This window comes from Paenibacillus sp. MDMC362 (genome assembly GCF_003269305.1).
GTDB lineage: Bacteria > Bacillota > Bacilli > Paenibacillales > Paenibacillaceae > Paenibacillus_AQ.
Genome location: NZ_QLYT01000038.1, coordinates 192,575 through 206,879, shown reverse-complemented (window position 1 = coordinate 206,879; position 14,305 = coordinate 192,575). Strand labels below are relative to the sequence as shown.

Sequence of the window (14,305 nt, the reverse complement as noted above, 5' to 3'; positions counted from 1 at the left end):
CAGCCTGTTCTTATAGTCAAGAACGACTGCCTTTGATTTGGAGAAAGCTCCAAATGGCATATATGATAAAGCGAATTTTTGATATTGGTATATAACATCTTGGTTAGATGATAACGTCCACATCGTCATCCTCAAACAAGTCATCATATGCGACGTAAAGGCCTATAGCTGAGGCAATCAATACTAAGATAGCGGCAATGAACGCCAATTGCTTAACCGTAGCTTTTTTCGAAGCTGCTTGTTGTCTGCGTTTTTTTTGCGTTCCTTGGCCCATACGACATACCTCCCACTTCCATGCCATTACCATAAAATATGAATTGGACATGAAAATGTTGTTAGGCAAAGTACGGTTATATCGTATTCGTGATTCTTGTCCTATCGGGTAAGCTTGCTAAAAAATGCCCTTATATCCTCAATAAGTGATTCCGGGTCTGCCATGGCAACCATATGACTGCCACATTCCCGATTCGACCAATGGATAATGTTGTTCTTGGCTTCTGCTATACGCCGGAATACAGAACCTCCCCCATGGGAAACCCCTAAGGCGAATCCGGGAAGTGAAGGTGCCACGATATGAAACGCGATGCTTGGACCTCCACCATAGGCTCGTGGATTGGTTAGTGGTCCAATGATATTCATGGATTCAACGATGGAATTCGGCCAACTATGGGTCATGATCAATGGTACGGCATTAGGCTCGGGGGATCGCACATGAAGAAAGTGAATCTGCTGACCCTCAATGTCCGTTATAAATTGCGGAAATGCATTAAGTTTTTGCTCATACTCACGCCAGTCATATTCATTCTGCCAGTACTCCACAAGCTCTTTAAGATACGAAACAGGAATTCCCCGACTCCAATCACCTCCAGGTAACTGGGAAGGCCACCGGGTATGAGCTAAACGTGCTCGCAGATCGTCAATGTCTTGTTGAGGAATGTCGATGTGAAAGGGGCGAATGGAGGTTTCAGAATCTTGGTACTTGGTATCTTGATGATTGTTAGACATCGGATTACCTCGCTCTCCATTTTTTCTTCATTATAAGAGCGAAACACTGACGACAATGTGTCAGTGTTTCGGAGGAAGATTTCTTATATCGTGAGGGTGCTTCATCATTCCGAATTAAAGAAAGAACCCGTGATATACACGGGTTCTGTTAGGTCATACATGCTTTATCGATTGACCATCTATGAGTTAATGTGGAGCACCATGCCTGTTTTATCATCGGATTGTTTGAATCTTGCATAAGTTAAGCACTCAGGGTCAGCCTCTTCGATCTCAAGTAATTCCTGCGCATACTGCCCAAGCCCCTTTTCGAGTATACAATGCGCGATATAACTCCAATAGGATCGATCACTCGGGACATCGCGTTCAGGCCAGAACAAACCATCCGTTAACAAGATCACGTGTTTTAAGCGTGACTTGTTGATCTTTCCGTATTCGAGAAAATGGGCAGCTTGGGCTTCTCCGTTCAATACGCCATAGCCTCCATTCGTATTACTCTGAAAGCGATTCGCCCGGATGATATCAATAACCGTTCCGTGTAGATCTTTTTGATTGGATAATCCCTTATTCACGCCCTCCTCCCATTTTGCAATGGCCGGAGATTCTAAATGAGCGACTTGCCTCCAGGTTAACGGGCGGACCTCCCCATCTTGGTATACGGCAAGAATCATGCAGTCGCCTGTCTGAATAAATTCCACACGGTCCTCTTGAATTCGAACAAGGGCAAGGGCAGTGCCCCAGAGGCCCTCTTTATTATTCATATTAATATTGGCTTGCAGCATAAGTTCTCTTAGCTTTTGGTTCGCTTCCGCAACATGATCCGTAAGCTGTACAACGCGGTCCAGTGATTCGAAGTACTTCTTCACGGTTTGGGCAGCGATGTAACCTCCGGTTTCCTTCTTGTCGCTGAGGTATGGGACGATGGATGAAACTCCATCTAACACACCGTACAATGAGGCTCGCTCGTTTATGACAAGTGCATCTTCGTTTAAGAAATGGATTCCCCTATGCGTAAATTGCTCAACGGTTACCATAAAGCTCCTCCTGTCGATTCCGATACTAGTTACAAAATTTGTTACTTGCTCCTTGCAGCCCGCCAGAAGACAAGACATGTTACAAGCAGGGCCAGCATGAAACTGCTGATGGCCGGAACGACAAGCTGTAATACAAACGTCATCCCCTCACCATCAACAACCGTCATCATGGCCATGAGCATAACCAAAATATAAATCACTCCAAATACGCACCAAAAAGGCAGAACCGAATATGAATGTTCTCTTTGCGCTGGTGCTACATACAAATGGCGATGAATCCACCATGCGATCAGGCTTAGCCCGATCAGACTGCTGCCGTGCTGACATAATTTATACACCGGAATTTGTACGGAATCGATATGTATCCAATGGGTAAGAAAAGGAATCTGGTTCACGATCCAGGCTCCTTTATGCGTAAACTGATCCCATAATAGATGTGTGCCAACGCCCACCAATCCCAAGATCATTACGACAAGCCAACCTTTAAAAGTGGCCGGCACCTTCCCTGTCCGATCCCATCGGTATGGAAACCATGAAGGCAAATATACGAATAGAACGGGTCGTACCACCGTCTCGAAAATAACGTACAGAAGCAAGATCATGGGAAGGTTGAACAGCAAGATGCCAGGACCCTCGTGGCTCCATAAGCCAGACGCCCGAAATCGGATGAAATATTCAAAATCCGGTGTCATGCAGCCGATAATGAGGGCTGATACCGGCAGCGATTTCTTCTTCCACCAAGGCATCGTGATGACAGGATGAGCGAACGTAAACGGCATAAGATCTCCTAACTGCTGCGAATGTTGATCATAGCTAATTTTGTACTATTCTAACAGATTCGTACTCGTAAGGGACAAAGAAATTTTACCTTCACAAAAAAAAGGACAGGCATCCGCCTATCCCTCAACTACTTTATATTACAGCAATTCGCGTGCGAGCAGGCGGTAAACCTCCAGCCTTTTTTCCTGCGAATGCGGAATGCTGCATATCATGGCTTCCTGGAATCCGTAGTGCGCTTGCTCTTCCTGTAAGCGTGCCGCGATATCCTTTACCGCTCCCACAAGATGGATCTTGCGGCCTTCCTGGATAGCCATCCGGTCGATTTCCGTTAAGGACACATTCTGAGCCTCCTCGGGCGTCAGCACCTGCGTAATCCGGCCCTTGCTCATCATCAACCGGAAAATATCCTGCGGCAGCGCTTCATACTCGGCTTCTTCCTTCGTTTCGGCCGTCGTTACCATATAGGATACATTAATCTCAGGCTTTTCCATGAATATGGACGGCTGGTAGTTATCGCGGTAATGATCCAGTATTTCGTTGCTCATCGCTCCGTTAAAGAATTGCGCGAAAGAGTAGCCGACTCCCATCTGAGCCGCTTTTAACGCGCTATTGCCGCTGGAGCCCAGCAGCCACACTTCGGGCAGAGCAACTCCGGTTGGAGCAGCGGCGTTCTTGGCGTAGAGTTCATCTTCCGGGATCTCGTCACGAAGGAGCTGCATGGTAACGGCCAGCTTATCATACATGTTATGAAGCATCAGCTGCCGCCCTTCTGACAAAGCGTACATGGCACTCGTATCGCCGCCTGGCGCTCGTCCTACACCGAAATCAATCCTTCCCGGGGTAAAAGCACTTAACGTCTTAAACACTTCCGCAAGTTTAAGGGGTGAATAATGCATCATCATGACACCGCCGGTGCCGATGCGAATCCGGTCGGTTTTGGCTGCAAGCCGGGCAGCCGTCACTTCGGGTGCGGAGCTGGCAAAGGTATTCCCGCCATGATGCTCGGCCATCCATATCCGGCTGTATCCCAATTCATCTGCCAAAACAGCCAGTTCTTCCGCTTTATTCAAGGCCCCTTCCGCTGTGTTGCCGCTTGTTACGGGTGCCTGATCTAATACGCTTAATCTCATGAAAGTTCATCCCTTCCTCGGTCAAATGACCATTTTGTTGTTGATCCATTCCTCTAAAGCCGCCACCTTGTCCTTAAAGCGCTCACCGCGCATCTCATCCGACAGCGAAGCGATGGTCTCTCGCTTTAATACGGCCTTCCAGGATGACTCTGCTTCTTCCATTAAATCGGATAACAGGCAGCAGCTTTCTTCCTTTTCCAAGTCCAGCATATCTACCAGTATTCCGTGGGATGAATAGAGGGACTGCTGCCCTTCCACCGCGAGGTATACGTCGTATACACGGATATCCTCGGGTTTCTTCTTTAATCTAAAACCACCCTTGATACCGGGAACAGACGTGATGATGTCTGCTGTTACCAGCTTCCTTAACAGTTTCTGAAAATAGGTTGCCGATGTCCCCAGCTGTTGACTGATCGCTTCGCCGGGCAGCACGGCCTTGTCTGGCAGCATATTCAGCAGAACCAGGGCGTACACCGACTGTTCCACGCCGGTTTTCATATGCATAAACAGCACCTCATTCAGGAAAATTATCTAAACTACATACTCATATAACCATTCATAATTAAACCGGATAAACAATATCCACGTTATATATTATATGAATTCGAACGGAAAGTAAAATGGGGCAAAGGCACGGGCTGACGCTTGTCCGAAATCGATTCGTCCTCTCTGCTATGTCGTGCAGATTGCTGCTTTTTTAGACGCAAAGAAACCGTTCTTTGGTAAAATGGCGGTGCTACCCAAACCATTTACGAAAGGAACAGTTTCTTTTGTGCATTCAATTTACTATGAATCAACTCGATCTCCAATGGATTTGGAGGAAGATTCTACGCTTCGTCCCATAACCGCTTCAGATTGTCCAGACCCAGCCGGGTTCCTTCCCGGCATTCTTCCATGCCTTCGAATTCCAGCGTGATGTCTCCGTCATAACCCGAAGCCTTAATAAGACGCAGAATCCGTCGAACATCGATATCACCCTGGCCGAAAATCGAGCCTCGAAGGTAATTGCCATGGGATGTTCTGAACCATTTCCCTCCACCCGGGTCCTGATCAAACGGACGATAATAGAAGTCTTTCACATGGATGAGCGAGGCCAGCGGCAAGTTGCGCTTCACGCCAACCAGCGGCTGCTCGTCAACGCATAGAAAGTTCCCGATATCCAGGGTTGTCTTGAAATTCGGACGGTCGACCGCCTGAAGCACACGCTGAACACGGTCGCTCGCCTGTACGCTCACGCCATGGTTTTCGATCGTGGTCGTAATACCGTACCCGGCTGCGTAATCTGCAATAAGACGGCAACCTTCCACAATCCTATCCAAATGGGTTTCCACATAATCAATGCCCATCTTCTCAGGCGGCAGCGTGAAAGCTGTCACGTCATGACGCATATGCTTCATTCCCAGCCGGTTGACCGTATCCACATGTCGCTTGATTCGTACCACCTCCGAATCAAAATCGTCCCGGCTCTCCTGGACGAAATTAGCGGGCATGGAATAATTGGACAATGCGATGCCGACTTCCGCCGCCCGTTCACGCACTGCGTCAGTAAGAGCGGGATTGTCCTCCAGCGTAAACCCATAGGGGACGATCTCCATGTGCTGTCCACCGTTCTCTGCGATCCATTCCACAACATCCAGCACCGTCATCTCGCCTGCACGAATAGCCGGCAGCAAGCTGTAGGTGCTCACACCAACCCTCATTCTGGGATCCCTCCTTTATTTGCTTCTTCCATCATACGCTTCCTGGTAGATGTCCAGATAGCGGGCTACATTCATGGCCTCCAGTTGCTGAACGTAGCCATCCCAGTCCTTATCCAGATCGGCATCGCCAATCACGAAGCGGGCCATCATTTCATCAACGTAATCATTGATCGTTTTCGACAAATCCGCTACCTCGGACGCCTGCTCGTTGGTTAGAAATAACGGCGGCACGGTACTGACATCGGTAGGTTTGTGAGGTTCGTATTTATTCTTTGTCTCGTTGTACAAAACGACTTCCAGATCGTCGTCCCCTTTGGCAACGGCGCTCAGACGGAAATCATTCGTCCGCAAGCTCGGGCCGGTTTGAATCCAGGCGATATTCTGCACCGTTCCGTAAGACTTTAGCTCAGACCAGACCGCAGGCTCCCCGTTGATTCCGACCTCTCCGTCCTTCGCTTCACGCCATTCCTGGTCCGGGCGGCCATACACGCTTCGCAGCGTATGCTCCCGCTCGTACAGGCCATCCGCCCACCGTAAGGCAAGCTCAGGATGCTTCGCCTTCTTCGTGATGACAAATGCACCCGGATTCATTCCGGTGGAATCCAGAGCAGCATAACGAACTCCATTAGGTCCCTTGAGCGGCGGCACGGTCTTATAATCCAACCATCTTCCGCTTTCGCCGAGGAGTTGGGTAAATATACCCTGATGGCCGCCTGTTGAAGCGCCAAGAAGCACGGTGTCGGGGTTCTCGCCGATCTGTATCAATTGATTGTCATCCTGCGTGAACGACTCCGGAGCGAGAAGCCCCTCAGCGTACAGCTTATTCATATACCTTAAGCCTTCCCTCCACTCCGGTTTGTTGAAGGCCACGTCAAGCTTGTCGTCTTTTATGAATATATGCTTATAACTCGAGCCGTAAACCGGATTATAGATGAATGAATTTAATAGGAACGCATCGATGGAGGAGCTCCAGGATTTCGGAGAAATCGACAAAGGAATTTCGTCCTGCATGCCATTTCCGTTCGGATCTTGCTCCTTGAAAGCTTTCAGCACCTCGTACAGCTCATCCGTGGTTTCCGGCATTTTCAGATTGAGTTTTTTCAGCCAAGGCTCATAAATCCACATTTTCTGGCTCATGGAACAATGATAACATTCATTCACTTCCGGCAGGGCATATATATTGCCGTCCAGCGCCGTGATCGCGGATTGGATCTCCGGATTGTCCTGGAACATGTTCTTCGTATTCGTCCCCTGCTTCTCAATCAAGTCATTCAACGGAAGAAAGGCACCCTGCGAGCCGTATATCATCTGCTGCGCCGGCGAAATATTTAAACCCATAATGACGTCGGGATAGTCCTCGCTGGCAAGAACGAGATTCAGCTTCTCCTGTATGCTCTGCTCCGGAACGACCTCCCATTCGATGTGCACATTCGTTTTTTCTTCGTACCACTTGGTGAAATCATTCGTTTCGAAATTCTCGACCAGCGGATTTCCGCGCACCATCACCTTTAAAGTGGTTTTCTCTTGAACCAGCGGATAGGTCCCCGGTTCGGACAAGGCGATTGGCTCGGTACCCGCATTCGGCGCTTCATCCGAGCCCTTCGGGCTCTGTGAACCCGTACAGCCTGCAAGAAGGATGCTGAATGCGGTGAAAGCGCCCATAATAGCCCGCGTTCTTTTTCTCATAACGTCCCGCCCTCCTGAAATAATGGATGGATTATCCTTTTAACGAACCGATCATGACACCTTTGACAAAAAACTTCTGCAAAAACGGATATACGATCAACAGCGGAACCGAGGTGACGACGATCAGCGAATATTTCAACAGCTCCCGCAGCCCTTGCCGGGCCGCAGCGGTTTTGGCGTCGCCCAGCATTTCGATATTCACCTCGTTCTGAACCAGAATATCGCGAAGTACAAGCTGGAGCGGGTACAAATCCGCGCTTTTTAAATAGATCATGGCGTTGAAATATTGATTCCAGTGTCCAACGGCATAGAACAAAGCAATAACGGCCAAGATGGGACCCGAAAGCGGCAGTACGATGCGCCACAGGAAGCGAAAATCGGTACAGCCGTCCAACTGTGAAGCCTCCAGCAGTTCCTGCGGGATGGTCGTCTGGAAATACGTGCGCATGATGATGACATTCCATACCGACAACGCCCCCGGAATCAGCATCGACCATATCGTGTCCATCATGCCGAGGTCCTTCACCAGCAGATAGGTTGGAATCAGCCCCCCATTAAACAGCATCGTGAACACGAACAGCAGCATGAACACGCTGCGGCCCCGAAAATCTTTGCGTGATAACGGGTACGCCGCCATGATGGACAGAATGAGATTGATCACAGTGCCTGCCAGCGTATAGAACAGTGTGTTCATGAAGCCTTTGGCAACCATCGTATTTTTGAATACCGCACGGTAGCCTTCAAGCGTCGGTTCGACGGGCCACAGCCATACCTTTCCTGACAAAACCGCGCTGCTGGAACTGAAGGAGGCGCTGACTACATAAATGAGCGGATATAACACAACGATTAGGAAAACGGATAACATCGCGTAGTTGACCACCGTAAAAACACGATCCGCGCCGGATTCCTTCATGGCAGGTGATTGCATACAAGTCCTCCCTTCCTTACCATAGACTCTCCTGCTTCAGCTTTTTGGCCGTTTGATTTACGATCAACAGCAGCACGAAACCGATGATCGCTTTAAACAATCCAATCGCCGTGGCATATGAGAAATTCATCGCTTGGGATACCAATCCCACCTTGTACACATACGTGTCAATGACTTCGGATGAACGCAAATTCAGTGCGTTCTGCATTAACAGAATTTTCTCGAAGCCGGTCTCCAGCATTTGCCCCGTATTCAGTATGAGCAAAATCATGGCGATGGGCATGATGCCCGGAAGGTCAATGTGGCGCATCCGCTGCATTTTCGTGGCCCCATCCATGACGGCTGCTTCATGAAGTGCCGGATCAACCCCTGAAAGCGTTGCCAAAAAAATGATGCAGGAAAACCCGACATTTTGCCAGATATGGGACCACACATAGATCGACTGAAACCAGGACGCCTCCGCCATGAAATGAAACGGACCGATGCCGATCCAGCCGAGCATTGTATTGATGAGTCCCGTTCTGGGATCCATAAACTGCAGCATCAAGCCCACCAGCACGACCAGAGAGATGAAATAAGGCGCGTATGTAACCATCTGGACAGTGTTCTTGAATCGCCGGTTCCTTACATAATTCAGTCCAAGCGCCAGCATAATGGGAAACGGAAAACTGGCGATCAGGGTGTACAAGCTGATGGAGAACGTATTCTTCAGCAATCGCCAGAATTCATGCGATTGAAAGAATCGTTCGAACTGGGCGAATCCTACCCATGGACTTCCGTTGATCCCCTTCGTGACGTTGAACTCTTTAAACGCAATCTGCGCGCCGTACATCGGCACATACTTGAAAATAATGATGTACAGCAGCGGGAGCAAAAAAAGCGCATACAACTGCCAGCTACGGATGAAACTTTTCCAGCCACTCAGCGGCTACCACTCCAATCTTCAATGGATTCGTCCCGGATACGGTCCGTGATTGGAGTATATCCAGCTGGGTGGATCCGCGTAAATCTTCATGTTTCCGGTCCATTATTCAGAATTTTAGAATGGCTGTTATTCATCAATCAGGCACTAAGCAATTCTTTAGATTAAGCATGCTCTCCTTCACGTTGAAGGCGTCTATACTCGGTAGCGCTAATGCCATTTACCCGTTTGAACGCACGGCTGAAGGTATTGAGTGAGAGATAGCCAACAGAAGCAGCAATGTCGCTTACCGGCCTTTCGCTCGCCGACAATTCCCGCTTCGCCTCATCCATTCGGAGCTGCTCCAGGTAATCCGAGAAATTCAAGCCTGTTTGCTCCTTAAAGAAGTAAGATACATAGGCTTCGGAGGTGCGCGTTTCCCGGGCAAGCGCGGTTAGACTTAGATCACTTTCCCAATAGTGCCCCTTGATATAGGCTAGCAGCCGGTTCGTTAAATGATCATTGTGGCTCTTCTTCCTCTCTTCGTTCTTCCGGCAGAGCCGAATGAAAGCGGTATGGAGAATATTCATGGCTTCTGCCGGGGACATCACCGGATTTAGAGCTCGGATGACGGCATCCATTTCCTCCGTTCTGCCGCTTCCATCATCCCCTGTCTGTTCGCAGCATTTCATCAGGGTACCGCTAAGCTCCTGAGCAAGCAGCTTCTCCACGGCCATTGGTAATTGCCGCTCCGCTCTGTTCTTCTCCTTGATCTGCAATAATAGCTGCTTGGTCTCATCCAGATTGCCTGCTTTCACAAGCTGAATCAATCTCATCTCTTCATCGGCCGGATAATAATAGGTGAAAGGCGGCATTTCCATTTCAGTATGAAATAAGATGGGCGTCTTCTCGCTCCATCCAGCGTGATGAAGCACAAACCTGGCTTCTCCGTAGGAACGGTATAACTCCGCAATGCTGGACTGGCATTCACCTACAGCCATATACAAACCCGTATCCGGGATTCCGCTCAAATGCTCGTATATTCCCTGTATATACGCTCGCATCCATGTCGTAAAATCCGCGTTGTCAGCCGCCGTTCCGGACAGGATCAGGACCAATTGGTTTTCCCCAAAATCATGCAGCAGCACATCCTCCCCGCATAACGCTTGAATCCGGTCGCGGATGTTGATTTTTACAATATCAAGTTCCATCAGCATCTCTTCCATAAACGGCTCCTGGTATCCCCGAATATGAAGAAGGGCAACCGCATGGTGAGATCCCCGAAGTTGGACTTGTGCATGTTCCATGGCGGCGTCTATCTCCTGCGTCGAAGTGAAACCTCCCTTCAGAAGCCTGTCAACCACGACATTTCGCAGCATTGGAATCTGATCTTCCAACCGCTCCTTCAGCGAATGATGGCTTTCGATCAGCTCGGACACGGAATGTCCGATATAATCGACGGCGTTACGTGCAATAGCATGCTTTACATCCCGGCGCGATGAGGGTAGCAGCTGGAGAATCTTCAGGAATGGCCTGCTGCTTCGATACGCGAGGTAGCCGGCTATGCCAAGCCCTAAGAGAAGAGCCGTGATAAAGATCCCCAATGTCAGCTGTTTGATATAATTCACCTTTTGCAGAACCACGGATTTCGGTTGCGCAGATACATAGCTCCAGCCATTGTATTGGGACGTGGATTGCGTCACCAGCATTTCTTGACCACCTAATCGAATATGGGAATAGCCTTCTTCCTTGGGAAGCGCTTTCAATACATCCGGTTCTTTCAAACCAATGGAGCTGATCAGGTTGCCGTTCTGATCCGCTATGTAGGCAAAACCTTCTTGTTCCGGATCGACTTTACGAAGCATGTCCTGGATCTGCATATTATTGATCAGTACAGTGACCACTCCGCTGCTCTTTTTATTCCCGAAGGATTGCATGTAGCTGACAACCGAGTAAGGTTGCCCTTCATATACAACCGAATGGCCCGGGGCATACGTTTTATAATGATACTGCCCAAACAGCGCTTGCTTCCACTTGCTTAATGGCTGGTCATCATAGTGCAGCTGCATTCGATAATACTGGTCCATCGTGTACACTTTACGAGGTGAAACGATCATGTTGCTGTTTCTGTAAGCGATGTAATAATCCACAATGAAGTGATTGAACAATTTGTAATTAAACAAGCTCTTTTCCAAATCCCATAGACGATAGGGACCCGTACCGGCAAACGGTTCTTTCTCAAATTGAAAAGAGAGCACCTTCGATTCGCTCGACATCTGCCGTGCAAGGTTCTCGATTTCGGCAAATCTCTGATCCAGCGCTTCCTGGATCTGCTGCAGAGCTGCGGAGGTGGTTCTCACCGTTTCGCTTTCGATAAGCTCTGCGGTTTTCCCATAAGCAAACCATCCAACCAATAGGGAGCCCACCAAAATGACAGCATACGGTATAAAAAATCGAACCAGCAGCGCTGCCTTCTCCCCGGAAACGGATTTCACCGCTTGATTCCCCCTTTCAACTTTTCAGATATGATCCAATATAACAAAGTAAACAACGGATCGTCAGTAGACCAAAAGGCACTCTTTAAGAGTCAATCAGGATTCCATTTTCTCGCAAGTTGGATCAAGCATATGGACCGGGAATGATTGTTCGCGATGTGTTGGAGATTCCGATTTTACATCCTGCCTGATGCTCAACAACAGGAAAGAGGCGAATCCTGTTAGTTAGGTTACATATTATATATTATGTAATCCTTAATAAGGAATCCCCATTCCAAGCACCAGGAGTTATTGAAATGGTAAAAATGGGTAACCTTAGATAGTAGAGCCCTTTTAAAACAATACACTTCGAATTTTTATGAAATGGAAGAGGATGAACTGAATGAAGTCAACAAAATCCAAAGAACACCAAATACAGCGGATACGATACTCCGCACGTAATTTATGGGCCGGAATCTTATTCGGATTAGGTCTAGTCGGTTTTATCGATGAGGCAGTGTTTCATCAATTGCTGCATTGGCATCATTTCTATGATAAATCAACAAGCGATATCGGCCTTGTCTCCGATGGACTGTTTCACGCATTCAGCTGGTTCGCCACCATCGGATCCTCGTTCATGCTTGCGGATCTTCACCGCCGAAATGCGTTCTGGCTGAAACGGTGGGTTGGAGGTATCCTGCTTGGAGGCGGCGCCTTCCAGCTGTATGATGGCATCATTCAGCATAAATGGATGCGCCTGCACCAGATTCGTTATAACGTCGATATCCGTCCCTACGATTGGGCCTGGAACCTGATTGCTGCGGGAATGATCATAGTGGGTGTGATTCTCATCGTGCGAACTCAAAACCGTGCTCTTTCCAGGGAGGCCTGATCTTATGGTGAGTAATCATTCGTTTGATCATGGGGCTGGAATGTCCGGAGACTCTGCTTCATGGACGTCCTGGGATTTGATCGTAGGTGGCATGATCTTCGCGCTGCTCACTCTTCTATATATGGTTGCTGCTGCGGTCTCCAATCGAAATTACCGAACTTGGCCGGTCTATCGTTATGTGTGCTGGATTGCGGGGATGGTTTGCGTTGAATTGCCGCTGATCGGTCCGCTAGCTCGGCTCGCCGCTGCGAACTTCACGATCCACATGCTCGGACACCTGCTGCTAGGTATGCTGGGGCCGCTGTTAATTGCATTCTCCGCTCCGATGACGCTGCTGCTCAGATCTATTCCATTACCACTCGCCAGACGGATCACTCGTTTGCTGAAGAGCAAGCCGGCTCGATTCGTTGCTCATCCGGCGGTAGCGGCCTTGCTGAATATCGGCGGACTATGGGTCCTCTACACATCCGGCCTATTCATGGACATGCATCATAGTCTTTTGCTGCATATCGTCGTTCATGTTCATGTTTTTGCAGCTGGGTATTTATTTACGGTTTCTATGATATACGTAGATTTGGCTCCTCACCGTCGCAGTTTCCAGGCTCGTGCGATTATCCTGATTATCGCCATTGCCGGACATGGAATACTTTCCAAATACATTTATGCCCATCCGCCAGACGGCGTCTCTTCGGACCAAGCCAAGCTAGGCGGAATGCTGATGTATTACGGCGGCGACGCGATTGATCTCATTTTAGTATTTTGGCTGTGTATGCAATGGTATAAGTCGGCGCGACCGCGACCTGCTGCATCCATCCTCCAAGCCTTGGATTAATTACCGTTTACCGGGTTGTGCTTGGTGTCACTCGTCTCCTCCGGCAGTATGTTTGATATGCTTGGTACATTGCGCGGCTTATATTCAATGAGTTCAGAAGAGTAGATGGCAACGGTCATTCTTCCCCCATTCCCGAATGCCCGGATGAGGATAGGCTGATTATAGGCATTCTCAAAAACAAAATCCGGACCTCCCCAGCTTACCGTCGCATCACGCCCCGGGAGCACATAAGGGACGTTCCGGCTGTGAGAGTAGCGCTTTACAATCCGCAAGCCTGCACGGTCGATGGCGTTATACAATGTCGAAGAAACCTGACAGATCCCTCCCCCTACTCCCTCTGATAACTCACCTCTGACGATAACCCCGGCACGTCTGTAACCTCTGTCCACTGTTCTCATGCCAACCACCTGATTAAACGAGAAGGTCTCTCCGGGAAACACGACTGCACTGTCAATCGCCTGGGCAGCTAATGCTATATTATGGGTTCGATTTTTGTTGTTGGAATTAAAATAGGTGACATAATAACCTATCGGTTTAACCCGAATGGAGGCAAGCAGCTCGGTATCTACCTTCGGATAAATCGGATACCTCGGAGCTTCGACGGTAGCGCCCCCGGTCCCGTACCAATACGAATAATATCGTTCCATCAGTTTGCGTCGATCCAGTCTATGACCATTCTGACCCGGGATGATTTGGCCGCTGCTGCCAATTCGGGCATTCCTTGCTTCGAGATAGGTTTTCCGATCAAGCGCATCCACCCATCGATTGTATTTATCCATATCCAGAAGCGGGAATACATCAAGTGCATGTTCGCTTCGGCTCACGCTCGCCATGACTTTGCCTTCTTGCGTTATCGTCAAATTGTTGTTTTCCGGTTCATCCCCTTGCATAAGCAGAAACAATAGACCGAGGACTGACATCCAATTCAAGCTGGTTCACCTGCTTT

Annotated in this window: 14 protein-coding genes; 2 read left to right on the top strand and 12 right to left on the bottom strand. The window is 48.9% G+C overall.

Annotation, left to right across the window (positions count from 1 at the left end; all coding sequences use genetic code 11):
* Positions 1-103: 103 nt before the first annotated feature.
* The 11 genes from DP091_RS31425 to DP091_RS19960 form a co-directional block, all read right to left on the bottom strand.
* On the bottom strand, positions 104-274 hold the full coding sequence (locus tag DP091_RS31425; RefSeq protein ID WP_181469879.1) for a hypothetical protein: 171 nt from the start codon (positions 272-274) through the stop codon (positions 104-106).
* A 101-nt stretch (positions 275-375) separates the two neighbouring features.
* Positions 376-1,005 carry an epoxide hydrolase N-terminal domain-containing protein gene (locus DP091_RS20005; protein ID WP_113059936.1) on the bottom strand — a complete coding sequence of 210 codons (630 nt, stop codon included), beginning with the start codon at positions 1,003-1,005 and terminating at the stop codon, positions 376-378.
* A gap of 179 nt (positions 1,006-1,184) precedes the next feature.
* Entirely contained in the window at positions 1,185-2,036 is an 852-nt protein-coding gene (locus DP091_RS20000; RefSeq protein ID WP_113059935.1) for a protein phosphatase 2C domain-containing protein, read from the bottom strand.
* Between the two features lie 41 nt (positions 2,037-2,077).
* Positions 2,078-2,815 (bottom strand): DUF4184 family protein, encoded by a 738-nt coding sequence (locus DP091_RS19995; protein WP_113059934.1) that lies wholly within the window; start codon positions 2,813-2,815, stop codon positions 2,078-2,080.
* Positions 2,816-2,953: 138 nt separating this feature from the next.
* The gene (locus DP091_RS19990) at positions 2,954-3,946 is read right to left on the bottom strand and encodes an LLM class flavin-dependent oxidoreductase (RefSeq protein WP_113059933.1); all 993 of its coding nucleotides are present in this window, start codon (positions 3,944-3,946) and stop codon (positions 2,954-2,956) included.
* Between the two features lie 21 nt (positions 3,947-3,967).
* Positions 3,968-4,450: an RrF2 family transcriptional regulator gene (locus DP091_RS19985; protein ID WP_113059932.1), complete on the bottom strand. Its 483-nt coding sequence runs from the start codon at positions 4,448-4,450 to the stop codon at positions 3,968-3,970.
* Positions 4,451-4,773: 323 nt separating this feature from the next.
* Positions 4,774-5,646, bottom strand: coding sequence for a sugar phosphate isomerase/epimerase family protein (locus tag DP091_RS19980; protein WP_113059931.1), 873 nt, complete (start codon positions 5,644-5,646; stop codon positions 4,774-4,776).
* A 15-nt stretch (positions 5,647-5,661) separates the two neighbouring features.
* Complete coding sequence (locus DP091_RS19975) at positions 5,662-7,332, bottom strand: ABC transporter substrate-binding protein (protein ID WP_113059930.1); 1,671 nt, start codon at positions 7,330-7,332, stop codon at positions 5,662-5,664.
* Between the two features lie 31 nt (positions 7,333-7,363).
* Positions 7,364-8,260, bottom strand: coding sequence for a carbohydrate ABC transporter permease (locus tag DP091_RS19970; RefSeq protein WP_113059929.1), 897 nt, complete (start codon positions 8,258-8,260; stop codon positions 7,364-7,366).
* A gap of 16 nt (positions 8,261-8,276) precedes the next feature.
* Entirely contained in the window at positions 8,277-9,149 is an 873-nt protein-coding gene (locus tag DP091_RS19965) for an ABC transporter permease (protein ID WP_113059928.1), read from the bottom strand.
* A gap of 197 nt (positions 9,150-9,346) precedes the next feature.
* Positions 9,347-11,656, bottom strand: coding sequence for a helix-turn-helix domain-containing protein (locus DP091_RS19960; protein WP_113059927.1), 2,310 nt, complete (start codon positions 11,654-11,656; stop codon positions 9,347-9,349).
* A 382-nt stretch (positions 11,657-12,038) separates the two neighbouring features.
* On the opposite strand from DP091_RS19960, the gene DP091_RS19955 reads away from it, so the two are divergent.
* Positions 12,039-12,527 (top strand): DUF2243 domain-containing protein, encoded by a 489-nt coding sequence (locus tag DP091_RS19955; RefSeq protein ID WP_113059926.1) that lies wholly within the window; start codon positions 12,039-12,041, stop codon positions 12,525-12,527.
* A gap of 7 nt (positions 12,528-12,534) precedes the next feature.
* Entirely contained in the window at positions 12,535-13,359 is an 825-nt protein-coding gene (locus tag DP091_RS19950; RefSeq protein ID WP_113059971.1) for a cytochrome c oxidase assembly protein, read from the top strand.
* On the opposite strand, the gene DP091_RS19945 is transcribed toward DP091_RS19950, so the two are convergent.
* A complete protein-coding gene (locus DP091_RS19945; protein WP_113059925.1) occupies positions 13,356-14,288 on the bottom strand; it encodes a VanW family protein in 933 nt (310 codons plus the stop codon). The genes DP091_RS19950 and DP091_RS19945 overlap by 4 nt on opposite strands.
* Positions 14,289-14,305: the final 17 nt, after the last annotated feature.